At 68.9% G+C, this 25,315-nt stretch carries 19 protein-coding genes; 9 read left to right on the forward strand and 10 right to left on the reverse strand.

The features are described from left to right. Window positions 1-3: 3 nt before the first annotated feature. Both HDR50_RS10225 and dapF read right to left on the reverse strand, forming a co-directional pair. Complete coding sequence (locus HDR50_RS10225; protein WP_291358020.1) at window positions 4-1,230, reverse strand: LL-diaminopimelate aminotransferase; 1,227 nt, start codon at window positions 1,228-1,230, stop codon at window positions 4-6. A 334-nt stretch (window positions 1,231-1,564) separates the two neighbouring features. Then, window positions 1,565-2,434 carry a diaminopimelate epimerase gene (gene dapF, locus HDR50_RS10230; RefSeq protein ID WP_291358021.1) on the reverse strand — a complete coding sequence of 290 codons (870 nt, stop codon included), beginning with the start codon at window positions 2,432-2,434 and terminating at the stop codon, window positions 1,565-1,567. A gap of 176 nt (window positions 2,435-2,610) precedes the next feature. On the opposite strand from dapF, the gene HDR50_RS10235 reads away from it, so the two are divergent. The 3 genes from HDR50_RS10235 to HDR50_RS10245 are packed head-to-tail and all read left to right on the forward strand — an operon-like array spanning window position 2,611 to window position 5,238. Continuing rightward, complete coding sequence (locus HDR50_RS10235; RefSeq protein WP_291358022.1) at window positions 2,611-3,222, forward strand: phage minor head protein; 612 nt, start codon at window positions 2,611-2,613, stop codon at window positions 3,220-3,222. Between the two features lie 10 nt (window positions 3,223-3,232). Continuing rightward, window positions 3,233-3,823, forward strand: a complete 591-nt coding sequence (locus HDR50_RS10240) for an ACT domain-containing protein (protein ID WP_291358023.1) — start codon at window positions 3,233-3,235, stop codon at window positions 3,821-3,823. Window positions 3,824-3,852: 29 nt separating this feature from the next. Further along, on the forward strand, window positions 3,853-5,238 hold the full coding sequence (locus tag HDR50_RS10245; RefSeq protein ID WP_291358024.1) for a PFL family protein: 1,386 nt from the start codon (window positions 3,853-3,855) through the stop codon (window positions 5,236-5,238). Window positions 5,239-5,262: 24 nt separating this feature from the next. Here the strand turns inward: HDR50_RS10245 and HDR50_RS10250 are convergent, their stop codons facing one another. After that, window positions 5,263-6,492, reverse strand: a complete 1,230-nt coding sequence (locus tag HDR50_RS10250) for an MFS transporter (RefSeq protein ID WP_291358025.1) — start codon at window positions 6,490-6,492, stop codon at window positions 5,263-5,265. A gap of 133 nt (window positions 6,493-6,625) precedes the next feature. Between HDR50_RS10250 and uvrC the strand changes: the two genes are divergently transcribed. Next, window positions 6,626-8,491 carry an excinuclease ABC subunit UvrC gene (gene uvrC, locus HDR50_RS10255; RefSeq protein WP_291358026.1) on the forward strand — a complete coding sequence of 622 codons (1,866 nt, stop codon included), beginning with the start codon at window positions 6,626-6,628 and terminating at the stop codon, window positions 8,489-8,491. Window positions 8,492-8,503: 12 nt separating this feature from the next. Beyond that, on the forward strand, window positions 8,504-9,340 hold the full coding sequence (locus HDR50_RS10260) for a site-specific DNA-methyltransferase (RefSeq protein WP_291358027.1): 837 nt from the start codon (window positions 8,504-8,506) through the stop codon (window positions 9,338-9,340). Between the two features lie 42 nt (window positions 9,341-9,382). On the opposite strand, the gene HDR50_RS10265 is transcribed toward HDR50_RS10260, so the two are convergent. After that, on the reverse strand, window positions 9,383-10,066 hold the full coding sequence (locus HDR50_RS10265; RefSeq protein ID WP_291358028.1) for an RNA methyltransferase: 684 nt from the start codon (window positions 10,064-10,066) through the stop codon (window positions 9,383-9,385). Window positions 10,067-10,236: 170 nt separating this feature from the next. On the opposite strand from HDR50_RS10265, the gene HDR50_RS10270 reads away from it, so the two are divergent. Together HDR50_RS10270 and HDR50_RS10275 are read left to right on the forward strand one after the other, a co-directional pair. Continuing rightward, window positions 10,237-11,685 (forward strand): sodium:proton antiporter, encoded by a 1,449-nt coding sequence (locus HDR50_RS10270; protein ID WP_291358029.1) that lies wholly within the window; start codon window positions 10,237-10,239, stop codon window positions 11,683-11,685. Between the two features lie 101 nt (window positions 11,686-11,786). Next, window positions 11,787-12,422 carry a sugar O-acetyltransferase gene (locus tag HDR50_RS10275; RefSeq protein ID WP_291358030.1) on the forward strand — a complete coding sequence of 212 codons (636 nt, stop codon included), beginning with the start codon at window positions 11,787-11,789 and terminating at the stop codon, window positions 12,420-12,422. Between the two features lie 104 nt (window positions 12,423-12,526). On the opposite strand, the gene HDR50_RS10280 is transcribed toward HDR50_RS10275, so the two are convergent. The 5 genes from HDR50_RS10280 to HDR50_RS10300 all read right to left on the reverse strand — a co-directional run bounded on the left by HDR50_RS10280 (window position 12,527) and on the right by HDR50_RS10300 (window position 20,319). Beyond that, window positions 12,527-13,081, reverse strand: a complete 555-nt coding sequence (locus HDR50_RS10280; RefSeq protein WP_291358031.1) for a flavodoxin family protein — start codon at window positions 13,079-13,081, stop codon at window positions 12,527-12,529. 149 nt (window positions 13,082-13,230) lie between these two features. Next, the gene (locus tag HDR50_RS10285; protein ID WP_291358032.1) at window positions 13,231-13,866 is read right to left on the reverse strand and encodes a TetR/AcrR family transcriptional regulator; all 636 of its coding nucleotides are present in this window, start codon (window positions 13,864-13,866) and stop codon (window positions 13,231-13,233) included. A gap of 32 nt (window positions 13,867-13,898) precedes the next feature. Further along, window positions 13,899-14,372 carry a GNAT family N-acetyltransferase gene (locus tag HDR50_RS10290; protein ID WP_291358033.1) on the reverse strand — a complete coding sequence of 158 codons (474 nt, stop codon included), beginning with the start codon at window positions 14,370-14,372 and terminating at the stop codon, window positions 13,899-13,901. After that, complete coding sequence (locus HDR50_RS10295; protein ID WP_291358034.1) at window positions 14,354-18,304, reverse strand: translocation/assembly module TamB domain-containing protein; 3,951 nt, start codon at window positions 18,302-18,304, stop codon at window positions 14,354-14,356. The genes HDR50_RS10290 and HDR50_RS10295 overlap by 19 nt, the downstream gene beginning before the upstream one ends. Then, entirely contained in the window at window positions 18,304-20,319 is a 2,016-nt protein-coding gene (locus HDR50_RS10300) for an autotransporter assembly complex family protein (protein WP_291358035.1), read from the reverse strand. The genes HDR50_RS10295 and HDR50_RS10300 overlap by 1 nt, the downstream gene beginning before the upstream one ends. 248 nt (window positions 20,320-20,567) lie before the next feature. Here HDR50_RS10300 and HDR50_RS10305 point away from each other — a divergent pair, with 248 nt between their 5' ends. Further along, a complete protein-coding gene (locus HDR50_RS10305; RefSeq protein ID WP_291358036.1) occupies window positions 20,568-20,924 on the forward strand; it encodes a DsrE family protein in 357 nt (118 codons plus the stop codon). A 5-nt stretch (window positions 20,925-20,929) separates the two neighbouring features. Here the strand turns inward: HDR50_RS10305 and HDR50_RS10310 are convergent, their stop codons facing one another. Then, complete coding sequence (locus HDR50_RS10310) at window positions 20,930-24,130, reverse strand: AsmA-like C-terminal region-containing protein (RefSeq protein ID WP_291358037.1); 3,201 nt, start codon at window positions 24,128-24,130, stop codon at window positions 20,930-20,932. Window positions 24,131-24,264: 134 nt separating this feature from the next. Here HDR50_RS10310 and HDR50_RS10315 point away from each other — a divergent pair, with 134 nt between their 5' ends. After that, window positions 24,265-25,311, forward strand: a complete 1,047-nt coding sequence (locus HDR50_RS10315) for a glycosyltransferase (RefSeq protein WP_291358038.1) — start codon at window positions 24,265-24,267, stop codon at window positions 25,309-25,311. Window positions 25,312-25,315 lie beyond the last annotated feature (4 nt).

Below are 25,315 nucleotides of genomic sequence, written 5' to 3' on the forward strand. Positions count from 1 at the left end.
NCTTCAGGCGAGCTTGNNNAGGCGCGCGATGGCCTCTTCNGTATCCGAGGGCGAGCCGAAGGCCGTGAGGCGCACATAGCCCTCGCCGCTGGCGCCGAAGCCCACGCCCGGCGTGCAGACNAGNGCCGCCTCGTTGAGCAGNCGCTCGAAAAAGCCCCAGGAATCCATGCCCTTGGGCACGCCCACCCAGATNTANGGNGCGTTCACGCCGCCGAANACNGGCANNCCCATGCCNGCCACNGCCTCGCGCANNAGNGCNGCGTTGCGCTGGTAGCCCCNGATNACNTCGCGCACCTCGCGNCGGCCGTTNTCGCTGTANACNGCGGCGGCNGCCTTCTGCACGATGTAGGGGCAGCCGTTGTACTTGGTGCACTGGCGNCGGTTCCAGAAGCCGTTGAGCGCCACGCGNCCGCCCNTGCCGTCGTCCACCATGAGGCTTTCGGGGATGACGGTATAGGCGCAGCGCAGGCCCGTGAACCCGGCCGTCTTGGAAAAGCTGCGGAACTCCACGGCCACGTCGCGCGCGCCCTCGAGCTCGAAGATGCTGTGCGGCACGTCCGCGTCCTGGATATAGGCCTCGTAGGCCGAGTCGAACAGGATGACGCAGCCGTTCTCGCGCGCGTAGTCCACCCAGCCCTGGAGCTGGGCGCGCGTAAGCACCGTGCCCGTGGGGTTGTTGGGATAGCAGAGATAGATGATGTCCGGCCGCGTCTCGGGATAGGCGGGCACAAAGTCGTTTTCGCGCGTGCAGGGCAGGTAGACGATGCGGCTCCAGCGGTGGTCCTTCCAGTCGCCCGCGCGCCCGGCCATGACGTTGGAATCCACATAGACGGGATAGACCGGGTCGGTCACGGCGACCACGCTGTCCGGCGCGAACAGCTCCTGGAAATTGCCCACGTCGGACTTGGCGCCGTCGCTGACGAAGATCTCGTCCGGCTTGATGTCCACGCCGTGCGCCTTGTAGTCGTATTCCATGATGAGGTCGCGCAAAAAGGCGTAGCCCTGCTCGGGCCCGTAGCCGTGAAAGTGCGCGGCGTCGCCCATGTCGTCCACGGCCTCGTGCAGGGCGTTGACGACGGCGGGCACGAGGGGCCGGGTCACGTCGCCGATGCCGAGGCTGATGACGCGGGCGTCGGGGTGGCTGTCCTTGTAGTCGGCCACCTTGCGCGCGATGTCGGCGAAGAGGTAGTTGCGCTGGATCTTGAGGAAGTTGGGGTTCACCCTGGTCATGGAAGCCTCGCTTGCTGCGGCGCTGCCGCGTTGGGGAGAGTTAATGCCGTTTGGGCTGTTGTACAGGAGAGGGGAGTGGCTTGTGTTTGCTGCCCATGCAATGCCGAAATTATCCGTCAAAAACAGCCTTTTCGCTGCTTGCTGCGTCAGAGAAAAATTTCCTCGGTCGAGTACTTAAGTACACTCCCTTCGGAAATTTTTATCTTCCTTGCAAGCAGCGAAAGATCTTATTTTTTAGGATTCTTCCGGCACCAGCACCCGTCTTCCGCTACGCTCCAGACGGGAGATGGAATACCTCTTACTCCGGGACTGATAAGGAGGCTCATCCCGGTGCTTACAGATAATACACGCCGTCAAAGACCGTCACAGCCGGGCCGGACATATAGACATGGTTGTTGGCCTCGTCCCAGTCCACATGGAGCACGCCGCCCAGAAGCTCCACATCCACGGAGCGGCCCGTATAGCCGTTGAGGATGCACGCCACGGCGGCCGCGCACGCGCCCGTGCCGCAGGCCAGCGTTTCGCCGGCGCCGCGCTCCCACACGCGCATGCGGATCTTGGTGGTGGAGATGACCTCCACAAATTCGGTGTTGGTGCGCTTGGGGAAAAGGTGATGGTGCTCGAAGAGCGGCCCCAGCGCCGGCAGGTCGAGGTCGTCGATGCCGCGCATGAAGACCACGGCGTGCGGGTTGCCCATGGAGACCGCCGTCACCGCATAGGTGCGGCCGTCCACCTGGATGGGGTGGCCGATGCAGCGGCGGTCTTCCTCGTCAACGCTGAGCACGGGCGCGAGCTCCACCGGGATGCGGCTCGGCACGAGGATGGGCTCGCCCATGTCCACCTTGGCGCCGCAGACCGTGCCGCCCTCGAACTTGAGGCGGATGATCTTCTCGCCGGCCGCGGTCTCGAGGCGGATGATCTCCTTCTTCACCAGCCCGCGGTCATAGGCGAACTTGCCCACGCAGCGCGTGGCATTGCCGCACATTTCGGCCTCGGTGCCGTCGGCGTTGAACATGCGCATCCGCAAGTCGGCCGTGGCCGAGGGCAGGATGAGCACGAGCCCGTCCGAGCCCACGCCGAAGTGCCGGTCGCTAATCTGCTTCGCAAGCTCGCCGGGATTGGCGACTTCCTGCTCGAATCCATTGATATAGACATAGTCGTTGCCGATGCCCTGCATCTTGGTGAACCGCACTTCACGGGCCATGACGCCTCCTTGAGCCGCCGCGTTTTCCGCGTTGGCGTAAAAGGAAACGCTAGCCGGAAGCCGCGAAAAAGTAAAGGCGCGGGCCGGCCGCGGGCTTCGCGGGGAGGCGACCCGGGCGCCCGCGCATTGACTTTTGCCGGCGCATGGCGGAAAGTGCGACCACGAGAAGGAGGCCCATGCACTACCGTTCCCGCATGGCGGCCGCGGCGGTCTTTCTGGCCGCGGGCGGCGCCCTCGCCGTTGCCGGCTTCTTTTCCGGCGAGCTTGCGCTCGACTTTGCACCCGCCGTGGCCGTGGGCTTTCTCGGGCTCGTCATCATCGCCCTTGGCGTCCTGCTGCTCAGGCGCGGCCTTTCTGAACGCCCGAGGCCCGAGCGACGCCCGGACGCCCCGCCGCAGCCCCTGCCCTATTATTCGCGCAACTGCCCCTTCTGCGGCCGCAGGCTCGGCCTGAAGGAAGAGAAGTGCCCCGCGTGCCGGCGCAAGGTGCCGGCCGGACTCACCTGTTCCGCGGGCGATGCGGACGCGGAGGCCGCCAAGGCCGCCTTTGCCGCCGCCAGGGACGCGGCCCTCGCAGAGGGCAGCAGCGGCTACATCTGGCGCGCCGTGCGGGACGAAGGCACCTGCGAGCGCTGCGCCAACAATGACGGCCACATTTTCCCGTGGGAGCGGGAGCCCATCGGCGGCCATGCCGGCGCGCGCGCCCGCTGCCGCTGCCGCCCGGAGCCCGTGTTCCCTGAGCAGGGGAGCGCCAAGGGCGCGGCGCCGTCTCCCACTCCCAAGGCATGAGGTAAGCAGGATGGAAAAATACACAGCGTCCTTTCTCGGGCGGGACTGCCCGGGCGTGGTGGCCGCGGTGAGCCGCCTCTTCGGCGACATGGGCTGCAATATCGAAGCCATGGCCCAGACCATGCTCTCGGGCGCCTTTGCGGCCATCTTTGTGGTCAGCGTGACGGAGGAGATGGCGGCCGGCCGGGGCGAAGGTGCCTGCGGCGCGGACTGCCTGCGCCTGCGCCTTGAGGAGGGCCTTGAGCGCGGGGGCGTGGATCTCTCCGTCCTGGTGCGGCCTGCCATCGCCGAGCAGTGGGGCGATGGCCTCAACTGCGAGCCCTTCGTGGTCACGGTGGACGGGCCCGACCGCCCGGGCCTCATCGGCGAGATGAGCCGGGTCTTCGGGCGGCACGGCGTGAACATCGAAAACCTCAAGGCCATCCTCGGCGAGGGCGGCGAGGGCAAGGCGCTCTTCGTTTTCGAGGTCATGGTGCCGGACACGGTGGATCTCGGGCGCCTGCGCCGCGAGCTCGCGCTGGAGGCCAACAACCTCAACCTTCGCGTCAGCGTCCAGCACCGCGACATCTTCGAGGCCGTCCACCGCGTGAGCTCGTTTTAGCCATAAAAGCCAAGAGTTAGGGATATATCATGCTTTCCGAACGCGAAGTCACCAGCACCCTGAACATGCTCCGCAACGAGCACCTTGACGTGCGCACCGTCACCCTCGGCGTGAGCCTCTTCGACTGCGTGAGCCACGACCTCGAGCTCTTCGTGGCCAACGTGCGCGCCAAGATCCGCCGGCACGCCGCGCAGCTCGTGGCCGTGTGCGACGAGGTGGGCGACAGGTACGGCATCCCGGTGGTCAACAAGCGCATCAGCGTGAGCCCCATCGCCGTGGTGGGCGCGCCCTTCGGGCCCGACGGCATGCTCGCGGTCTGCGAGGCGCTGGACGAGGCCGCCAAGGACGCGGGCGTGGACTTTCTCGGCGGCTTTTCGGCGCTGGTGGAAAAGGGCTTTGCCAAGGGCGACCGCGCGCTCATCGAGGCCCTGCCCGACGCGCTCTCCCGCACCGAGCGCGTCTGCGCCTCCATCAACGTGGCGTCCTCGCGCAGCGGCATCAACATGGACGCCGTGGCCCTCATGGGCGAGCAGATTTTGCGCGTGGCCGACGCCACGGCCGACCGCGGCGGCATCGGCTGCGCCAAGCTGGTGGTTTTCGCCAACATCCCGCAGGACGTGCCCTTCATGGCCGGCGCCTATCTCGGCGTGGGCGAGCCGGATGTGGTCATCAATGTGGGCGTCTCCGGCCCCGGCGTGGTGAAGAAGGCCATCGACCGCGCGCTGGAGCGCGGCTGCAACGCGCAGGGCCGCCCCCTCACCCTGCTGGACATGGCCGAGGTCATCAAGGCCACGGCCTACAAGGTTACTCGCGTGGGCGAGATCATCGGCTCCGAGGTGGCGAGCCGGCTCGGCATCCCCTTCGGCGTGGCCGACCTCTCGCTCGCGCCCACGCCGGCCGTGGGCGACTCCGTGGGCGAGATCTTCCAGAGCCTCGGGCTCTCCAGCATCGGCGCGCCGGGCAGCACCGCCGTGCTCGCCATGCTCAACGACGCGGTCAAGAAGGGCGGCGGCTTCGCGTCCTCCTCGGTGGGCGGGCTCTCGGGCGCCTTCATCCCGGTCTCGGAGGATTCGAGCATCGAGGCCGCGGCCCGCTCCGGCCAGCTCACCATTGAAAAGCTGGAGGCCATGACCAGCGTGTGCTCCGTGGGGCTCGACATGATCGCCATCCCCGGCGACACGCCGGCTTCCACGCTTTCGGCCATCATCGCCGACGAGATGGCCATCGGCGTCATCAACCACAAGACCACGGCCGTGCGCGTCATCCCTGTGCCCGGCAAGGGCGTGGGCGAGGAGGTCTCCTTCGGGGGCCTGCTCGGCAAGGCGGCCATCATGGCCGTGCCCGGCGGCAACGCGCAGCGCTTCATCGCGCTGGGCGGCCGCATCCCCGCGCCTATCCACAGCCTGAAGAACTGAGGCCGGCGCCTCCCGGACACCTTGCTAGCGGCGTCCGTGCCGGGGCGCGTGGCGTTCCGCTGCCCTGTCCTCGCGCAGGCAGAAGGTGAGGGCCGCCGCGACCACGAGGCACGCGCTGAAGAAGATGTCGGAGAAGGCGTAGCTGCCGCAGAGGTCGTAGGAAAGGCCCATGGCGGGGAAGCCCAGGCTGCGCACCAGGATGAAGATGGCCACGAACTTGTAGACCGAGAGAAAGTTGGCGCTGCCGAAATAATAGGCCACCACGGCCGGCAGCACCACCCACAGGCCGCCAAGAGACACCCCGAAGAAGAAGCCGAAGGCCGCCATGCTGACAAGGCTCGGCGGCAGCAGCAAAAGCCCCATACTGGCGGCGCTGCCCATCATGAGCGCCCGCGAGGCCAGGATGGGCGTGGTGCGGTCGCACAGCCAGCCCCAGAAGAATTTGGCGAGCATGCCGAAAAAGGCCGCGGCCCCGGCGAGGATCATGGCCGTATAGGCTTCGGCGCCCATGTCGGTGAAGCGCGGCTTGAGTTGGCTCAGGATGCCGGCGCCCACCATGAGCGCGAGCCCGAAGGCCACGCCGATGCACCAGGGCGCGGGGTCGCGCACGAGCGCCGCGAGCGACACCTGGCGGGGTACCCCCTTGGGCGGGCGCGGGTCGTGGCGGCGGCCGTCCGGGTGCAGGTGCAGCATCTGCGGCGTGCGCCGCACGAGCCCCCAGCAGACGGGCGCCAGCAGCAGGGTCGCCCCGCCGAGGACGAAATACGCCGTTTGCAGGTCGAAATGGCGGATGAGCAGCAGGGTGATGAAGGGCAGCACCATGCCGGACACGTTGGTGCCCGCATTGGCGAGGCCGAAGGCGATGCCGCGGTAGTGGCTGAACCAGTTGCTCATGAGGGCGTTGGCCACCACGCCGCCGCAGACCTGCGAGGCCACCCAGAGCAGCACGAGAAAGCAGGTGAAGAGCCGGATGTCGCCGGTCACGCCCATGGCGCAGGTGGCGAGCCCCCCGGCCACGGCGCCCGCGGTCATGAGCCCGCGCAAGGAATGCCGGGCGGATACGGCCGCGGCCAGGGGCATGGCCGCCTGCCCCATGAAGGCCGCCACGCCGAGGCTCATGTTGAGGCCCACGCGCGTCCAGCCGTGCGCCTCGCACAGGGGCTCCATAAAGGCGTTCATGCCGTAGAGGGCGCTGCCCTGAAGCAGGAAGTTGCCCGCAAGGCAGAGAGTGCTGATCTTCCAGCCGTAAAACATGGGCGCTCCGTGGGGGCTCGGCCCGCGCGTTTTGTGCAGGATAGCGCCGCTTGCCCCGGCAAGGCAAGGCGCCGGCCGGCCCCGCGCATCCGCCGGCCTTGGCAGGGCGCCCGTGCCGGCGTAAGGTGGGCGCATGGACAGGCCCGACCCCTCCACCATCCCGCTCACGCCCGGCGTTTACCTCTACAAGGACGCCCGCGGCCGCGTCATCTATGTGGGCAAGGCGCGCGTGCTTAGGCGGCGCGTGCTTTCCTATTTCCGGCCCGAGGGCCTGCCGGTCAAGACGCGGGCCATGCTGGCGCACGCGCAGAGCATCGACTATCTCACCACCACCACGGAAAAAGAGGCGCTGCTCCTCGAGGCGAGCCTCATCAAGAAATACCGGCCGCGCTACAATATCGTCCTTCGCGACGACAAGCAGTATGTGCTCTTCAGGCTGGACGTGAAGCAGCCCTTCCCGCGCCTCGAGATCGTGCGCAATGCCCGGCGCGACGGCGCCCGCTATTTCGGGCCCTTCACCTCGGCTTTCTCGGCCCGCGAAACGTGGAAGCTCATCCACCGCGCCTTCGGCCTGCGCCGCTGCTCCGACCGCGCCATGCGCAACCGCGTGCGCCCCTGCCTGTATCACCACATGGGCCAGTGCCCGGCGCCCTGCATGGGCGGGGTCACGCCGGAGGAATACCATGTGGCCGTGGAACGCGTCTGCGCCGTGCTCGAGGGGCGGGCCGAGCCGCTTCTGCGCTCCCTGCGCACGGAAATGGAGGAGGCCGCCGAGGCGCTGGACTTTGAGCGGGCCGCGCGTCTGCGCGACCAGATCCGCGCGGTGGAACGCACGGTGGAGCGCCAGGCCGCCATCATGCCAGCGGGCGGCGACATGGACGCCATCGGCCTCTGCGAGGCGGAAAAGGGCCTCGGGCTCGGCATCGTCTTCGTGCGCGGGGGCGCGGTCACGGACGGGCGCGCCTTTTTCTGGCCCGGCCTGGGCTTTGAGGACGCGCCGGAACTCCTGTCCTCCTTCCTTTCCCAGTTCTATGGCACAGTCACGCCGCCGCCGCGCATCCTCGTGCCCTGGCTGCCGCCCGACATGCTCGCGGATGAGGACGAAGGGGAGACGGGCGAAGGGGAGGACGGCCGCGCCGTGCTGGAGCAGGCGCTCTCGGAGAAGCGCGGGGGCACCGTGCGCGTGGTGGCGCCGCAGAACACGGCGGACAATCAGCTGGTGGACATGGCCGCGGCCAATGCGCGAGAGGAGGCGCGCCGCCGGCGCGGGCAGGACGGGGAGGCCCTGCTGGCGCGCGTGGGCAAGGCGCTGGGGCTTCCCGAGCCTCCGGCCCGTATCGAGTGCGTGGACGTGTCGCACACGGGCGGCAAGCAGACGCGCGTGGGCATGGTGGTCTATGTGGACGGCCGCCCCAGCAAGGAGGACTACCGCATCTATTCCATGCCCGACAGCGCGGACGACTACGCCACACTCCACGCCTGGGTGGCGCGTCGCCTCGAGAGCGGCCCTCCGTGGCCCGACCTTTTGCTCATCGACGGCGGCCGCGGCCAGCTCACGGCCGTGAGCCGGGCGCTCGCCGAAGCCGGGGAGGAGGGCCTGTTCCCGCTGGCGGCCATCGCCAAGGCCCGCGACGAGGACGGCCATGCCGACCGCCGCGCCGGCAATGTGGCCGACCGCATCTTCGTGCCCGGCCGCGTCAATCCGCTGCCCCTGCGCGAGGGCAGCCAGGAGCTGCTCTTCCTCCAGCAGGTGCGCGACGCCACGCACCGCTTCGCCATCGGCCGCCACCGGCGCGCCCGGCGCGGGGCCGCGCTGTCAGGCGAACTCATGCGCCTGCCCGGCGTGGGGCCGGCCACGGCGCGCCTGCTCTGGGACCATTTCGGCAGCGTGGAGGCCATGGCCAAGGCCAGCGAGGAGGAACTGCGCGCGCTCCCCGGCGTCGGGCGCGCCCGGGCCGCGAGCCTGCACGAAAAACTGCGCCGCCTCGCGGGCGCATAGGCACGGCGGGATATGCCCACCCTGACAGTCTACTTTGACGAGAACCTGCGCGTGCTGGAAGGGCTGCCGGACGCGTGCGCGGACCTCATCTATATCGATCCGCCCTTCAATACCGGCAAGACCCAGAAGCGCACCCGCCTCAGGACCGAGGCGGCGCACGACGGCGACCGGGTGGGCTTTCAGGGGAAGCGGTACAGGACTGTCAGGCTGGAGACCAAAGGCTATTCAGACAAGTTTGACGATTTTCTGGCCTTTATCGAACCGCGCATCCGCCACGCACACAGGATATTGAAAAAAGACGGCTCCCTGTTTTTCCATCTCGACTACAGGGAGATCCATTACTGCAAGGTGCTGATCGATTCCGTCTTCGGCCGCGATTCGTTCATGAACGAGATCATCTGGGCCTATGACTACGGGGGCCGCTCCAAAAGAAAATGGCCGGCCAAGCACGATACCATCCTCTGGTATGCGCGGGACCCGGAGCACTATACGTTCAATTTTGAGGAAGTGGACCGCATCCCCTACATGGCGCCGGGCCTCGTGGGGGCGGAAAAGGCCGCGCGCGGCAAGACGCCCACCGATGTTTGGTGGCACACCATCGTGAGCCCCAACGGAAAGGAAAAAACCGGCTATGCCACGCAAAAGCCGCTCGGCATCATCAACCGCATCGTCCGCGTCCATTCACGGCCCGGGGACATGCTCTGTGATTTCTTCGCCGGCAGCGGCACCTTGGGCGAGGCGGCGTATCAACATGGCCGCGATTGCATCCTCGTGGACAATAACCGCGATGCCATCGAGACCATGAAACAGCGGTTCAAGAGTATTCCTGTGGAGTGGATCCTTCCATAGCAATGCGTGCCGCGGCGCGCTCTGCTTTTGTGCCGCGCCCCCTCAGCGTTGCAGCCAGTCGGCCAGCGTGGCTTCCAGTTCGACCCCGTCCATGCGCGGCGCGTCATACCAGCCCGCGGCCTCGCGCTGGCGCGCCGCCTCGGCGAGGATGATGGCCGCCGCCACGGAGACGTTGAAGCTCTGGATCATGCCGTGCATGGGGATGTAGAGCCTGCCGTCTGCCGCCGCCAGCAGGGACTCGTCCACCCCCTCGTGCTCGTTGCCGAGAATGACGGCCGTGGGCCTGAGAAAGTCCCACGCGCGCAGGGGGCGCGCCTCGGGCGAGCAGGAGGTGGCGAGCACCTGCATGCCCTGCCCGTGCAGGGCCGCGAACAGCGCCTCTTTGTCGCGGTGGCGCTCGCTCTCCACCCATTTGCGCGCCGAGGCCGAGCTCTTGCGCCCGAGCGCCGGAAAGGGCGTGTTGGTGTAGTAGAGGTGCACGCGGGCCACGCCAAAGGCGTCGCACGAGCGGTAAATGGCCGAAACATTGTGCGGGTCGTGGATATTGGCGAGCACCAGGGTGAGGTCGGGCTGGCGCTGTGAGAGCACTTGGCGCAGACGCGCGCGGCGGCGGGGCGTCACCGGCCGGCCGGGGGCGTCGGGATTTTCGTTCGGCGCGCCGGCTTCCGCGGGGATGCCGTCCGGGGCGGCTCCCCCCTCAGGCGACACATCGTGGGGCAGGGGCATGGGCCTTCTCCATTGTGAGGCGGCCGCGGCGGAAAGGCCGCGCGGCCGGCCCCATATGTGGCAGAAAAAATCTTTGCGGGCAAGCGCATTGCAAAGCACGGGAAATTGCCCTACACAAAGAGGAACCACCTTGCGGCGCGGGAGCGCCACACTCCAGACAGGAGCGCACGATGTCACACCTCCGCTCATTGCCTCTGCTTGTGCCGGCCATCCTCTTGGGGGCGCTCGCCCTGTTGGCGCCCGAGGCGGTCCTCGCTTCCGAGGGGCACCCCACCATCCCGGGCGCCTCGCTCTCGGCCATCTGGGTCATTCCCTTCGCCTGCATGCTGCTTTCCATCGCCATCATGCCGCTGGCGCTGCCCCACTTCTGGGAGCACCATTTCGGCAAGATCGCCGTGTTCTGGGGCCTCGCCTTCCTCGTGCCCTGCTTCATCGTGTTCGGCCTGGGCACGGCGCTCTATGAATTCCTGCACATCATCCTCTTGGACTACATCCCCTTCATCGTGCTGCTGTTCGCGCTGTTCACCGTGGCGGGCGGCGTGCGCCTCAAGGGCACACTGGTGGGCACCCCGGTGGTGAACACGGGCCTGCTCGCCATCGGCACCGTGCTCGCCAGCTGGATGGGCACCACCGGCGCGGCCATGCTGCTCATCCGGCCCCTGCTCCGCGCCAACGCGCACCGGCGCTACCGCGTGCATTCCATCGTCTTCTTCATCTTCCTGGTGGCCAATATCGGCGGCTCGCTCACGCCGCTCGGCGACCCGCCGCTCTTTTTGGGCTTCCTCAAGGGCGTGAGCTTCTTCTGGACGACCACGCACCTCTTCTTCAAGACGCTCTGCATGGCCGTGGCCCTGCTGCTCCTCTTCTTCATCATCGACACGGTGCTCTTCAACAAGGAGGGCCGCCCGCAGCCCCCGCACGACCCTGACGCCGCCGAGGAGAAGCTCGGCCTCGAGGGCACCATCAACCTGCTCTTCCTGCTCGGCGTGGTGCTGGCGGTGCTCGCCTCGGGCATGATCAATTTCGGCACCTGGATCGAGGTCTACGGCGTGCCCGTGGAGGGCCAGAACCTCCTGCGTGACCTCGCGCTGCTCTGCCTCGCCGGCCTCTCCTGGAAGTTCACGAGCCGCCACTGCCGCGAGATGAACGGCTTTTCCTGGGCGCCCATCGAGGAGGTGGCCAAGCTCTTCTTCGGCATCTTCCTCTCCATGATCCCGGCCATCGCCATCCTGCGCGCGGGCACCGAGGGCGCGCTCGCCTCGCTCATCAACATGGTCTCCACGCCGGACGGCCAGCCCGTCAACGCCATGTACTTCTGGCTCACCGGCGCGCTCTCGAGCTTCCTTGACAATGCGCCCACCTATCTCGTGTTCTTCAACACCGCGGGCGGCGACGCGCAGCACCTCATGACCGACATGGCAACCACCCTCATCGCCATTTCGGCCGGCGCGGTGTTCATGGGCGCCAACACCTATATCGGCAACGCGCCCAACTTCATGGTCCGCTCCATCGCCGAGAACCAGGGCGTCAAGATGCCGAGCTTCTTCGGCTACATGATGTGGTCGTGCGGCATCCTCATCCCGCTGTTCCTCCTGCTGACCTGGGCCTTCTTCATCTAGCGGGCGCGGAAAACGACAGCATCGTTCGGGCGGGTCTGGCGCGGGGCGCCGGGCCCGCCCCGGCGTTTCAGGAGTCGGATTTTTTCCAGGGGAGAATCATCATGAACCAGCGCGAACGCATGCTGGCCGGGCTGCCGTATATCCCCATGCGCGACGGCCTTTGGGAGCTGTATAAAGACTGCCACCAAAAGATCTACCGATACAACAATCTCCCGCCGGACGCCGAAGAGGAGCGCGACGCGCTCCTGCGCTCCATCCTCGGCAAGTGCGGCAAGACCGTCACCATCATGGGGCCCTTCTACTGCGACTACGGCTTCAACATCGAGCTCGGCGAGCGCTTTTACGCCAACTACAACTTCACGGTACTCGACGTGGCGCCCGTCACCATCGGCGACAATGTGCTCTGCGCGCCCAATGTGGCCATCTATACGGCCGGCCACCCCCTGCACCCCGAAAGCCGCAATTCGGGCTATGAATACGGCGCGCCGGTTTGCATCGGCAACAATGTGTGGCTCGGCGGCAACGTGGTCATCAATCCCGGGGTCACGGTGGGCGACAATGTGGTCATCGGCTCGGGCAGCGTGGTCACGCATGACATTGCGGACAACACGCTGGCCGCGGGCAATCCCTGCCGCCCCTTACGGGCCATCACCGAGGCCGACCGCGACTTCTATTTCAAGGACAGGCGCTTTGACGTGGACGACTATAAAGAACCCTGGTGGGAGCGGCAGGGATAGCGGCCCGGGGAGACCTGGCCGGAAAGAGCGGAACGCACGAAAAAACGCCGCCCCGGCCCGTTTTGACGCGGAGAGGGGCGGCGAAGTTTTTGCGGGCGCGGCGATTACAGGGCGGCGCCGAAGGCGCGCGCCTCCTCCAGGACGGGCTTGCCCGCGATGGCGCCGGCCTCGAGGACGCCGCCGGCGAGCACATAGCCCAGGTCCTTCCACTTGAGGAAGCCGGTGAGCGCCTTGTAATAGTCGAGCACCGGCTTCCAGTTGTCCGGGGTGTCGCCTTCCGCGGCCATGAGCAGCGCGCATTCCTTGCGCGGGTTGGCGTAGTCGGGGTTGCACTCGGCCACGGCGAAGAGGCGGTCAAAGGCGGTCTTGAGCTGGCCTGAAATGGCCCAGTAATACATGGGCGAGGCCAGCACCACCATGTCGGCCGCCACATAGGCGGGATAGACCTTTTCCATGCCGTCTTTCTGCACGCAGGGGCTGGCCGGGTCCTTGCCGCCCTTCATGCAGCCGAGACAGCCGTGGATGTCCAGCTTCTGGAGGTCGATGCGGGTCACGGTATGGCCCGAGCTTTCGGCGCCGCGGGTGAAGGCGTCGCAGAGCATGACGGTATTGCCCTTGAGCCGCGGGCTGCCGTTGAGGATGAGGATGTTCTTGCCCATGTTCGTCCCCCTGCCTTGAGCAGTTGCAGATGAAGGAATGCGGCGCTTGCACGCAGGTCTCGCGGCGCTTCCTCGTGCCGCGTGCGTGCGCCGGAGTAATTATTTATTGAATACTAAATAAATGTCAAGCGCGGCGTGCGGTCAAAAATTCAAGCCTCGGGGCGCGGGGGCAGGAGATGCACGGCGCGGGCGGCCATGGCGGCCAGTTCCTCCCGGGAGAGGCCGTCGCGCGCCTGGAGCGACAGCCCCTCCAGCAGGGCGTTGAGGGCGCCCGCGAGGGCGGCCACATCCGTCCCCGCCGGGAGCTGGCCTTCCGCGACAGCGCGGGCAAGGCGATCCGCGAACATGGCCTTGGTCGTCATGCGCATTTCGCGGATGGCCGCGATGATCTCCGTTTCGGCCGGGGAGATGTTCACCGCGGCCAGCACCAGCATGCAGCCGCAGGGCGTTTCAGGCGAGAGCAGGATGCTCGCCGCGGTGGTGAAAAACCCCTCCACCGCGCGGTAAATGTCGGGCTCGGCCAGGAAGCGTTTCGAAGGCTCCTGCCAGTAGGTGTGCTCGTAATGGCGCACCGCCTCGAGAAAGAGCGCCGCCTTGTTGCCGAAACTGGCGTAGAGGCTCGGCGGCTTGATGTCCATGACCTCGCAGAGCCGCGCCACCGAGGCCGGCTCGTAGCCCGCCTGCCAGAAGAGCTCGAGGGCGGCGTGAAGCGCCTGTTGGCGGTCGAAGCCGCGGGGTCGTCCCTTGCCGCGGTGCCCGGTGTGCTCTGGGTGCTCGTTGCTCATGGGCGCTTCCTGAAATTGACCATACGTTGCGCTCAGGCGCCGGCCTGGCTGAGATGCAGGAGCGGGTACGGGCGCCCCTCGCTGTCCGCGGGGCTGCGCCCCGTCACCATGAAGCCCCGGGCGCGGTAAAAGGCGAGCGCACCTGTATTGTCTTCATTGACCTCCAGCGACAGCGGCCCGTGGAGGCGCCGGGCATGGGCGATCAAGAGGCTCCCCACGCCCCGGCGGAAGCGCTCGGGAGCCACGAAGAGCATGTCCACGTGGCTGCCTGCGCAGCCGAGAAAGCCCGCGGGCGCGCCGTCCGCCTCGGCGAGCCACAGCTCGGGCACCGCCTTGAGGCCCCTGCGCACCTCGTTTTCGATGCCGTCCACATCCCCGGGGGCCAGAAAGGCGTGGCTCGCCTCCACGCTGCGGCGCCACAGGGCGACGAGCGCCGGATGGTCGCCTGCCCGCGCGGCGCGTATCCCGGTCGTCCCGGCCGGCTGTGTCAATACTTGTAATTCCATTTGATGCCGCCCCAGGTGTTCTGCTGCTCGGTGCGGATCTCCATGCTCGTGCGCGGGGTCAGTTCCCACTCGATGATGAAGGCCGTGCTGTCGGGCTTCATGCCCTGCTGGATGCCCATGTAGATGCTGTCCGTAAGGTACTTGCCCATCTCGAGGGTGGTGCCGCCGGCGTCATCGTCGCCGGAGTCGGCCCCGCCTGTGGGGGAGGTGCCGAGCCGGAGCACGTCCACGCCGAGGGCCTTCTTGGCCGCGCCGAAGATGCCGCCGCCCCCGCCGCCGAAGCCGGCGAGCTGCGCCACGGCACCGGCGAGCTGGAGCGCCTCGAGGCGCCCGAGCTCGTTGACGCTCTTGCCGAAGAGCACCCGCGAGAGGATGTCGTCACGCGGCAGGGAAGGGTCGCTCGTGAGCCGGAGCTTCATCTTGCGCACCGTGCCGGTGACGAGGATATGGGCCGTGAGGTCGGGCGTTTCGTTGGTGAGCTCGATGTCCAGCAGCGGGTCGGAGAGCGCGCCGCCCGCGAAGGTGACAAGGCCGCGCGTGAGCGCGAAATTCTTGCCGAGAAAGTCGAAATTGCCGCGCACGGCCTCCACGCTGCCCGTGATGTCCGGGTCGGAGGGCGGGCCGGTAATGAGCAGGTTGGCCTTCCACAGGCTCGTGAGGCCGCGCCCCTCCACGATGAAGCGCGGCAGCATGATGATGCGGATATGGAGATTCCCCTGCGGCGCCGCGGCCGTGGGCTTCTGGGCCGGCGCGGATGCTGGCCTGGCGGTTTTTTTGCCGGCCTTCTCCTCAGGGGCCGGGGCCGTGCTGATGGGGAGGGTGGTGATGCTGCCGCCCATTTCGATATTGTTGAGCAGCACCTCGCCCTGATTGACGACGATCTCGCCGGCCACGTCCGGCGCCGTGGCGCTGCCCCGGACCGTGGCGTTGCCCGAGAGCATGATGTGCACGTCGCGGCGGCGCAGCGGCCTCAGGCGGTCGATGCTGGCCTTGAGGTCGAGGTCGGTGCCGTTGAGCGCGCCCGAGCCGGTGATGGCGGCCTTGCCGCCGCGGCCGTCCGAGGCGGAAAGATTGAGACGCATGCTGCCGGGCAGGCCCCCGCGGGTGGCCGCGCCCTTGTCGTCAAGGTCAAGGCGCAGGGTGATGTCCGTGAGCAGGACGCCGAGCATGAGGTCTTCAAAGCGGCCCTGGTTGATCTGGACGCCGCCGCGCACGCGCGGCGCGGCGAGGGTGCCGCCGGCGTCGGCATTGAGCGCGATGCGGCCGTTGAGGCGGCGGTCGGCCATGGGCACGAGGCTCCAGAGGGGGCCGAGGGCGCCGTCCCAGCGTACCTGGGCGGAGAGCTGCCCGCGCATGTCCGGCTTGGGGATGCCGTCGGCCCCGAAGAGCAGGGGCACGCGCGCGGCCACGCGGGCCGCGTCCCCGCCGAGGGCCTTGAGCGTGGCTTGCGGCAGCTCCAGCCGCGCCGTGAGGATGCCGCCCTGGCGCGCCTGCTCGATGCCGCCCACAAGTGCGAGAGAGAGGGGTGCGAGCGGACTCCCGGGGATCTTCAGGCTGGAAACGCCCACGCGGAAGCGGCCCGCGGGCCGCGCCGGGCTGCCGTTGAGTTTGGCCGTGATGTCCACGGCGCCCGAAGGCAGCGAAGGCACAAGGACGCTCCACGGCTTGAGCTCGAGCCGCGTCAGGCTGAGGTCGAGATCGAGCTTGTCCGGCGCGAGGCCTCCCTGGGCATGGAGTCGGCCCGAGGGCGTCAGGGCGACATCGAGGCGGTCAACGCCCATGCCGTCCTTGCCATAGCGCAGGCGCGCCGCCCGCTCGAGCCTCGCGCCGAGGCGCGCCGACTGGCTGCCCGTGAGCGTGGCGGGCAGCGTGGCGCGGGCGTCGAGCACGCGCAGGAGCACCTCGCCCGGCTGCCACGCCGCGTCAAGCTTCGCGGCCACATCCCCCGTGGTGGAGAGCCTGGCATTGAGCGGGCCGGCCAGCGGGCCCTCGGCCGTGAGCTTGGCGCCAAGGCGCATGCCCGAAGCCCGGGCTTCCTGAAGCTCGAGGCGGCAGGCGAGCGCCGCCTGCCGGAAAAGGTCCGTGAGGCGCGCTTCGCCGGCAAGGCCCTGCACGCGGGCCACTTCCTTGCCGGCCCTTTCCCTTACGTTGAGGCACGGGATGCGCCACGCAAGGCGCGCGTCCTGCGAGGGGGCGGCGGCGGTCGTGTCCGGGCCATCCGCTCCGGCCGGCGCAAGAGATTTAAGCTCCAGTTCCACGCTGGCGTCGCCCGTGAGGGCCATGCCGGGCACAAGCGCGGAGAGCGCGGCCCAGTCTTCCACATGCAGGCGCAGGCCGCCGTCCAGCGCTGGCGAGCCGCCATGCGGCAAAAGGGCCGTGAGGGCCCCCTCGCCGCCCACGCCCGCGGCATGGAGGACGAGGTCGCGCACGCCCGCGCGCAGGCCGTGGGGCGCGCCGGGGCCGGCGGCGTCTTCGGACGCGGCGTAGAAGAACTGGCCGCGGGTGGTGAGGGCATGGCCGTCCAGGGTGGCTGCGACGTCAAGGTCGATGGCCGTCTCCCTGGCCGGGGGGAAGGTGGCGTCCAACGGCAGGGCCAGGTCCTTGCCGCTGACGGCGAGCGCCAGGCCCTCGAGGCGGTGGCCGCCGGCGACGAGCTCGGCGCATCCGAGCCTGAGGTCAAGGTCAGGCGCCGGGAGCGCCCCGCCGGCCGAAAGCGTGAGCCGGAGCGGCGCGCGGAACATGGCGAGCGGGTCTGAGGTATCGGCGGTCGCCACCTCCGCTGCGCCCGGAGCCAGCGCCGCCGCAAGGCGCAGGGCGAGCGGGCCGTCGATCTCGCCGCGGCCCCAGCCGGAAGCGGCCTGCCACGAGCCCTCGCCCTGAAGGCTCACGCGCCCGGCGGCGAGATTGGGGCCGCGCAGGCTGACGACCGGCGTGCTGGCGGCATCGCCGAGGCCCCTGGCGTCCAGCGCGAGGTGCAGGGTTGCCGCGGAGCCCAGCAGATCTTCGGGGAGGTCAGCCACGAAAAGCGCGGGCGCCTGAAGCCGCGCCTCCACCTGCGCGCCGGCGGCGAGGCCCGGGCCGGCGGCATCCGGCCGCGCCGTGACCTTGGCCTTGACGTTGGCCTCGCTGAGCCCGAGCACGGCAAGGCGCAGCTCCTGCGCGTCCGCGCCCGCGAGCATGGCCGTGGCGTCCAGAGTGGCGCCGTTTACGGCCTCGAACTTCACCGTGAGCCCGGCGTCCGCGCGCAGTTCGCCCCCCGGAGGCGGGGCAGAACCGCTCCCGGCGTCCGCCGCCCCTGCATCGGCTGGAGCCGCTGCCTTTTCGCCGAGCAGCGCCGCGGGCAAGCGCGCTTCCTCCACCGTGGCGGCAAGATAGACCCCGGGCAGCCAGAAGGGCGGTTTGCGGAAAACGCCCGCGACCTTGCCGAGCAGCGCCTGCACGTCCTGAAGCGTCAGGGGCGGCGAGGGCGGCTCGGGCTTGGGCGCGGGCGGAAGCTCCGGCAGGCGCGTGAGTACCGGGCGGCGCACGGCCACTTTTTCAATGCGCACGCCGCCGGGGAGCGCCCGCCAGTTCCAGAGGATGCGGTTGTCCGGCGCCGTGAGCCAGACGCCGTGCGCGTCGGCCGCTTCCAGCCCGAAGGTGAAATCGAAGGGCAGCGAGCCCGAAAGCCGCGTCAGGCGCAGGGTGAGGCCGCCGTCCTTGCTTTCGAGGGCCGCGTTGGCGGTCTTCACGAGCCACGCCTGGCCGCCTTCAGTCTGGCATACCCAGTAAAGCCCCCCGGCCATAGCGGCGAGCGCCGTCACCACGAGCGCGAGCAGCCCGAACAGGCAGCGGCGCAGCCAGCGCCGGCGGGGCTTTGGCTTTTGGGCCGCAGCCTCCGGCGCGGCGCCGTCTCCGGGCGCATGCTGTTTCTTCCTCCAGAACCAGGCCATCAGAAGGACTGCCCTATGCTGATGTAGAACTGCACCGGCGGGTCGCCGTCGATCCTGTGCAGGGGTGTCGCCACGTCGAGGCGCACGGGCCCGATGGGCGTGTAATAGCGGAAGCCGAGGCCCGTGCCCCAGTCCATGTCGCCGATGATGTGCGGGAATTCGTCCTTGTAGACCATGCCGCCGTCGAGAAAGGGCACGATGCCCACATTTTCGGCCACCATGAAGCGCGCCTCGAGGTTGACCACCTGATAGGAGCGCCCGCCCAGGGGGTCGCCTTCCTTGTCGCGCGGGCCGATGGCCTGGTAGGCGTAGCCGCGCACCGAGCCCGCGCCGCCCGTGAAATAGCGCAGGCTCGCCGGGATGCTCTTCAGCGAGGAAGCCCCGGGCATGGCGCCGCCCTCCACGCGGCCGGCGAGCACGAGGCTGTCGTTGATCTTGCCGTCCGGCTTTTTGCCGTAGGGCGCGTAAAAGCCCGCCACCGAGAGCGTGGTGGCGAAGGCGCCGAAAAATTCCTCATAAAAGCCGCTGAAGGGGATGAGCTTGAGCTCCGCCTCCATGCCGCTACTCGGGTTGAGCTTGTTGTTGCGGCTGTCGTGGCGCAGGCCGGCCTTGGGCTCGATGACGCCGTAGGGGCGCTTTTCGTGCTCGTTGTCCTTGAGCCAGCCGCCCTCGGCGCCGAGGTGGATGCCGCCCCACCACTGGCGCGCGAGGCGCCGGTCTATGCCGACCTCGCCCTTGAGCGATTCCTGCTGGTAGGCGTCGGTATTTTCCCACAGGGCCGAGCCGTTGGCGAGCAGCCGCTGCCCCCGCTGGAGGAAGGCCGGCTTCTCGAACGCGGCCTTGAGGCCGATCTCCTGCTGCGAGATGGGCGCGTCAAGGGTGAGGCGCTCGCCGTTGTGGAAGAGGTTGCGGTGCTCCCAGGTGCCCTCCACGCCGAAGCCCGTGTCCGAATCATAACGGGCGCTGGCGCTCACCGAGCGCGGCGGCCCCTCGGCCACGGTGACGGACGCCGGCACGATGCCCACATCGCCCTCGCTGCCGTCCGGCGCGAGCAGGCGATGCTCGAGCTTCATGTCGTCGGCCACGGGCTCGGCCTCCACCGAGCGGAAAAGCCCGAGGCCGCGCAGGGTATTGGCATAGTCGGTGAGCAGTTCGTCGTCCCAGGGCTCCTCGCCGGGCGTCCACGGGACAAGGCGCTCGAGGTAGCAGGTGTTGACTTCCTTGTTGCCGTGGATGAGCACCGGCCCCATGAGCGCGGGCGGCCCCGGGTTGATCACGATGTCCGCATTGAGGGTGCGGTCGGCCGGGTCCAGGGTGTAGCGGCTCTCCGTGACCTTGGCGAGCGGGTAGCCCGTGCGGCGCAGGGCCTCGGGCATGGCTGCGACAGCGGCCAGCATGGCGTCGGCCACGATGGGCTCGCCCACGGTCACGCCGGGAACAGCGTCGGGAAAGGAGGGCGCGGGGAGCGCTTCGCGCTCAAGCCCCCAGAATCCGGTGACGCGGGTGCGGTGCAGGAAGGCCTCGGGCACCACGGGCGCGGGCTCGTAACGCACGTCCGCGCGGCCCACGGTATAGCGCGGCCCGGGCGTGAGGGTGAGCGTCACGCGCACGGGCGTTGCGGCCTCGTCGATGTGGAACTCCGCCTTGCCGTCATAATAGCACTGCGACTGCAGGAGCTTGACCGCCGTCTCCTCGTCCGCGCGGGCGCGCCGCTCGAGCGCGAGCATGCTGTCCGGCGGCTCCTTGACGAGCTTGATGAGCTGGCTTGCGTCGTGCATCTTGCTCTTGAGGGAGTCCGGGTCGCCGGCGACCTCGATCTCCACGGTATAGGGCACCGGGTCGCTGTCCCAGGCGGGTTCGGCGCCAGCGCCAGCAGCGGAGCCGCCTTCGCCGGCGCCCGCCCCTCCGTTTTGGGGGGCGCCCTGCGCTGTGTCCGCGCCCTGCGCGCCCGGGTCGGTATTTTTGGCGAGCAGGCCGCAACCGCCGAGCTGCCCCAGAAGAGCGAGAAGCAGCAACAGGAGAGCGAGCCGCCCCGGCGACCGCCGGAACGCCGCTCCGAAAGGGGGGAAGAGCCCGGATGCGCGCCGCATGGTGGCCGCAGTCTAGCCCGAGAGGGCGCGGCGCGCAAGCATTTGTGACCAATGCCGGGGCTTTGCGCGCTGCTGGCGGGCGCGGGCTTGGCAGTGGCGCGGGCCTCTGTTAATCTGCCGTGTCTTTCGTGTCGCAACTGCCCACTTGCGGGCACGCTTTTTAAGGAGGAGCCATGAACTACGATGTCTGCCTGCACCTTGACGCCAGGGACCCGGCCATCCTCGCCCTGGTGCTCCGCAATGCCGAAAACTATCTCAACGGCCTTCCCGGCGAGAGCTTCCAGTTGGATGTGGTCGCCAATGGCGGAGGTGCGCCGCTGTTCGCGGCCGAGGGCGGCGAATTTGACGCGCTGCGCGCCAAGACCGCCGAGCTCATGCAGCGCGGCGTGCGCTTCAAGATCTGCGCCAATGCCCTTGCCGAGAACGGCATCGCGCACGAGCGCCTCTGGCCCGGCTGCCAGGTGGTGCCCGCGGGCCTTGTGGAGGTTGTGCGCCTCCAGCGCGAGGGCTTCGCCTACATCAAGCCCTAGGCCGCTCAGCGAAAGAGCTTCCAGGTGCCTTCCACGATGCCGCCGAGGATGTCCACGAAGCCCGTGGTGATGCCGGTGATGGTGTTGAGGATGAGCTTGCCCGCGCCTATCGAGGTCTTGGGCTTGTCCACGCTGCCGTAAACCCGCAGCGGGATTTCCGGCAGGCCCTTCATGTTGACGGTGAAGTTGCAGTCGAGTGTCCTGCTCACGAGATTGAGGCTGCCGCTCCCCGTGGTGGTGAGCGTGGGCCCCTGGATGCGCAGGTCCCTGCTTTGCGCCACGCCGTCGCGCACGGTGCCCGAGGCCGAGGCGACGGTGAAGCGCGTGGGCTCGCCCTTGAGTTCGCCGTTTTTCCCGCGCGACTGGTAGGAGCCGTTGCGGACGCTGAAGCTCCAGTCGCCGCTGAGCGCCGCGGGGAGGCGCCCGGGGCCAAGATCCTTGGCGCGCAGGGCCGCCTCGAGGCTGGCCTGCCCGGTGAGCACGGCCTCCACCTTGCGGTCGCGGGCCGCGGCGCCAAGGTCGAAGGCCGTGACCGCGAGGCTCGTGTCAAAGGCCATGGCCTTGCGAAAATCCACGGTGCTCCGGCTGTGGAGCGTGGCGCCGTAAAAACGGCCCTTGCCGGGCCCGAGGGTGAGGCGCCCGGCCTCAAGCGCCACGGGCATCACCATGTCCTTCAAGTGGAAGCGCCAGCCCGAGAGGTCGCGCACCTTGAGCTCCCCCCTGGCGTCAAAGTCGCGCAGGATGGGGAATTCCCACGGGGCGCCGCGGGCCTGCGCCTTTGTGGCGCCCTTGGCTGCGGGCTTGTCCGGGCCGGCGAGCTCTTCCAGGTCCACGGCTTCCGAGGCGAGGGCGAACTCCACGAGCGGGCGCCCCTTGCGCCGGCCGAGGCTGAGGGAGCCCGTGGCGGCGAGTTGCGGCGTTTTGGCGTTGAGCTTGGCAAGGCCCAGTGATTCGGGCTTCGCCGTGAGCTCCGCCGTGAAGGAGAGGCTGCGCAGCGCCTGCGGCAGCCTGGGCGACGCCATGCCCATGAGGCGCAGGGTGCGGGCGAGGTCGGGGCATTTGGCGTCGATGCGGCCCTGCACGGACGGCCCCGCGCCCTCGAAGTTGAGCTCGCCCGTGATGGTAGACGCCAGCGCCTCAAGATGCAGGCCGGCCGCGGTGAGGCGCTTGCGCGCGCTCTGGCAGCCGAGCGCGGCCCGCCATGTGGCGCGCAGGCCCTGGTCAATGCCGCAGAGTTCCGGCCCGAGCCTGAGGCTCCCGCTCCCCGGGATCTTCTGGAATTCCATGCCCGCGCCCGCCTCGGTGGCGCCGAACCAGAGCCTGCCGTCAAGTTCCGCAGTGCCGTCGAGGTTGGCATTTTCCAGCCTGAGCTTCCACGCCCCGTCGAGACCAAGGCGCTTTGCGCGCCACACGCCGGAGCGCAGGGCGATGTCCGCCTCCAGCCGGGAAAAGGCCAGCGCCCCCGCGGCCACGCCGGCAAGGGCCCCCTGCTCGCCGCGCACGCTGAGGCTTCCGCGCAATTTGGAGAGGAAGAGGTCGAGCTCGCGCCCCTGGCTCTGCACATTGGCGTCGGCGCGGAAGCGCCCGCTGCGGAAGGGCAGCACCGGCATGTCTTTGGCGAGCGGCGCGCCGTTGACCCCGCGCACCTGCGCCGTGATGGCATAGGGGGTCGCGCGGCTCCCTCCGAGGATGCACTGGCCGCGGAAGCTGCCGCCATAGAGCGCGGCCTCGGCCTCGATGAGCACGTCTTCAAGGCCGTTCTTGTCCAGCTTGCCCGGGTAGATGCGCGTCTTCGCGCCCGTGATGGTCAGGGGGCCGTAGCGCACCGTTTCCGCCGCGAGCCGGATGTCGTAGTCGATGCCGGTTTCGCCGGGCTTGAGCGGTTCGCCGGGCATGGGCGTGAGCGGCGGGTGGAAAAAGTTGACGTTTTCCGGCGGGTTGGCCACGGCTTCGGGCAGGGCGAGGCCGAGATTGACGTTTTGTGAGGCCAGGTCGAGCACCACCTCCGGCGCCTGCCACGAGGGCACGCCGCCGCTGCCCGTGAAGCGCGCGCCCGCGCAGACGGCCGAGATGCGCGGCGCCTTGAGGCCTTCGCCGTCAAGCTCGAAGTCGACGCTTGCCTCGGTCACGTTGTCGAGGGCCAGTTGCAGGCCCGGCGCGAGGTTGCGCGCAAAGCCGAGCCACTGGGTGAGGCTCGCGCGGTGCAAGAGCAGGCTGCCCTTGAGGGCCGGGCCCCCGGCGCTCCCGGGCAGGCGCAAGGTGCCGTCGAGGCGTCCACTGTCCGCCCCGAGGGCGAAGTTGACGCCGCGCAGGTCCATGTCGCGGGCGCCCGTGGCCATGGCGGCAGTGCCCTGGATGGTGAGCGGGATGATCTCGTTCGCGGCGCTGCCCAGCAAGAGGTCGGAATCGAGCGCGAAGCTCCCGTTCCAGCCGCCGGGCTGCCCCTGGAAGGCCAGCGTGGCGCGCACAGGCCCGGGCCAGGCCGCGGCGTGGAGGGTGGCGCCGAGCTTCAGGCCCGGCGTGGCGCTGAGCGGCGCCACAAGGTCGCTCTCACCCTCCAGGCGGAAGCGCTCGAGGCTCGCCACCGTCTCGTCCTGCGCGAAGTAGCGCAGGCTCGCGAACTGGAGCGTGCCCTCGGCCTCGCCCGGGGGCGCCAGCTTGAGCCGGCACTGGAGGCCGCGCAGGGAAAGGCCCGCCCCGTCGGCGCCCGTGAGGCGCGCGCGCCCCTGGGTGATCTCGAGGCGGCAGCTCCCGTCCAGAAAGCCCAACGGGGGCGCCGGCGCCTCGCCATCCCCGCCGCCGAGGAGCGCCCGCAGCCGCCCGGCAAGCTCCCCGGGCTCGCCTAAGGGGCTGTCCAGGCGCGCCTCCAGCCTCGGGCGCACGAGGGCGACGCTCCATGGCGAAAAAGTCCCGCGCAACAGGGCGAACAGGTCGGGGCGCACGGTGAGATAGGCCGCCGAGAGCGTGACATCCGCGCGCTCCACGCGCACATTGCTCACGGCCACGGCCGGGGAGGGCCAAAGGCTCACGTCCACCGCGCCCATGCTGAAGTCAAGCCCGTGGCTGCGCGCGGCCTCGCCGAGATAGCGGTTGATCAGGCCCCCGGGGTCGCGCTGGAGGAACCACCAGGCCGCGCCCATGAGCAGGGAGAGCCCGAGGAGCGCCACAAGGACGACGCGGAAGAGGAGACGCAAGGGGCGGCGCATGGCGTTCCTGCGGGATGCGGCCGGCCTGCCCTAAGGCGCGCGGAAGGCGTGGCGCCTTGACGCCGCCGGCCGTGAACAGTATCCTGAAAATAGTATGCAATCTTGTCCACGATGGCAACCGCGGCGGGAGACACATGCAACGACTTCTCTGGATCGGCAGCCCCTTCTTCTGCTCCTCCCTCAAGGACTGCGGCTGGCAGGACGTGGCCTTCCACAATTTTGAGGAGCCCCGGGTCTACGGCTGGGACGACCTCGTCAGGCTCGCGGGCTTCACGCCCGACGTGGTCGTGGTGGCGGACAAGAGCCGTGCGCCCTTCGTGCTCGGCGTGGAGGATTTCCCCTGCCTCACGGTTTTTTATGCCGTGGATTCGCACATCCATTCGTGGGAGCCGCATTACGCCCAGGCCTTTGACGCCTGCCTGGTCTCGCTCGGCGCCCATCTGGAACGCTTCGCCGGGCCGTATCTTCCGGCGGAGCGCGTGTGGTGGTCGCCGCCCTTCGCCTGGGAGGAAGACCGCCCCCGCCCCGAGATTGCGAAGGAGTGGGACTGCCTCTTCGTGGGCAATGTGAACCCGGAGACCATGCCGCGCCGCGCCGCCTTTCTGGAGCAGGTTGGCCAGGGCCTGCCCGGGCTGCACGTCACCCGGGGCGATTACCGCGCGCTCTTCCCGCGCGGACGCGTGCTCCTCAACCAGTGCGAGCACGGCGACCTGAACTTTCGCGTTTTCGAGGCCATGGGCTGCGGCGGCTGCCTCGTGACGCCGCGCATCGGGCACGGCATGGAAAAGCTCTTTGTGGACGGCGAGCACCTTGTGGGCTATGCGCCGGACGATGCGGGCGACGCGCTTTACCGCATCCGCTTTTTGCTGGAGCGGCCCGAGCTTGCGCGCTATATCGGCGAGACCGCGCTCGCCGAGGTGAATGCGAAGCACCGCGCGCGCCACAGGGCGCAGGAATTCACCGACAGGCTCTGCGACCTCTGGATGCAGGACGCGGAAGGACTGGTGGCGGCGCGCCGGGAGCGGGCGGCGGCGGTGCGCCGCGACTGTCTGAGCGTGCCCTATCTGCTCTGGGCCAACGAAGTGCCGCAGCCGGAGCTCAAGCAGGCCTATCTCGATGCGGCGCGGGGGCGTTTCGGCGCTGGCGCCGAAGGCCCGGCCGGCGCTTCGGCCCGCGCCTGAGGCG

The sequence above is a fragment of the Desulfovibrio sp. genome, from assembly GCF_014803725.1.
In the GTDB taxonomy this organism is placed as follows: Bacteria; Desulfobacterota; Desulfovibrionia; order Desulfovibrionales; family Desulfovibrionaceae; genus Desulfovibrio.

What these genes read in the sequence shown, in the direction of transcription:
- dapF (WP_291358021.1), bottom strand. Translation starts at nt 2,434, where the DNA reads ATGGCCCGTGAAGTGCGGTTCACCAAGATGCAGGGCATCGGCAACGAC.
- HDR50_RS10235 (WP_291358022.1), top strand. Translation starts at nt 2,611, where the DNA reads ATGCACTACCGTTCCCGCATGGCGGCCGCGGCGGTCTTTCTGGCCGCG.
- HDR50_RS10240 (WP_291358023.1), top strand. Translation starts at nt 3,233, where the DNA reads ATGGAAAAATACACAGCGTCCTTTCTCGGGCGGGACTGCCCGGGCGTG.
- HDR50_RS10245 (WP_291358024.1), top strand. Translation starts at nt 3,853, where the DNA reads ATGCTTTCCGAACGCGAAGTCACCAGCACCCTGAACATGCTCCGCAAC.
- HDR50_RS10250 (WP_291358025.1), bottom strand. Translation starts at nt 6,492, where the DNA reads ATGTTTTACGGCTGGAAGATCAGCACTCTCTGCCTTGCGGGCAACTTC.
- uvrC (WP_291358026.1), top strand. Translation starts at nt 6,626, where the DNA reads ATGGACAGGCCCGACCCCTCCACCATCCCGCTCACGCCCGGCGTTTAC.
- HDR50_RS10260 (WP_291358027.1), top strand. Translation starts at nt 8,504, where the DNA reads ATGCCCACCCTGACAGTCTACTTTGACGAGAACCTGCGCGTGCTGGAA.
- HDR50_RS10265 (WP_291358028.1), bottom strand. Translation starts at nt 10,066, where the DNA reads ATGCCCCTGCCCCACGATGTGTCGCCTGAGGGGGGAGCCGCCCCGGAC.
- HDR50_RS10270 (WP_291358029.1), top strand. Translation starts at nt 10,237, where the DNA reads ATGTCACACCTCCGCTCATTGCCTCTGCTTGTGCCGGCCATCCTCTTG.
- HDR50_RS10275 (WP_291358030.1), top strand. Translation starts at nt 11,787, where the DNA reads ATGAACCAGCGCGAACGCATGCTGGCCGGGCTGCCGTATATCCCCATG.
- HDR50_RS10280 (WP_291358031.1), bottom strand. Translation starts at nt 13,081, where the DNA reads ATGGGCAAGAACATCCTCATCCTCAACGGCAGCCCGCGGCTCAAGGGC.
- HDR50_RS10285 (WP_291358032.1), bottom strand. Translation starts at nt 13,866, where the DNA reads ATGAGCAACGAGCACCCAGAGCACACCGGGCACCGCGGCAAGGGACGA.
- HDR50_RS10290 (WP_291358033.1), bottom strand. Translation starts at nt 14,372, where the DNA reads ATGGAATTACAAGTATTGACACAGCCGGCCGGGACGACCGGGATACGC.
- HDR50_RS10295 (WP_291358034.1), bottom strand. Translation starts at nt 18,304, where the DNA reads ATGGCCTGGTTCTGGAGGAAGAAACAGCATGCGCCCGGAGACGGCGCC.
- HDR50_RS10305 (WP_291358036.1), top strand. Translation starts at nt 20,568, where the DNA reads ATGAACTACGATGTCTGCCTGCACCTTGACGCCAGGGACCCGGCCATC.
- HDR50_RS10310 (WP_291358037.1), bottom strand. Translation starts at nt 24,130, where the DNA reads ATGCGCCGCCCCTTGCGTCTCCTCTTCCGCGTCGTCCTTGTGGCGCTC.
- HDR50_RS10315 (WP_291358038.1), top strand. Translation starts at nt 24,265, where the DNA reads ATGCAACGACTTCTCTGGATCGGCAGCCCCTTCTTCTGCTCCTCCCTC.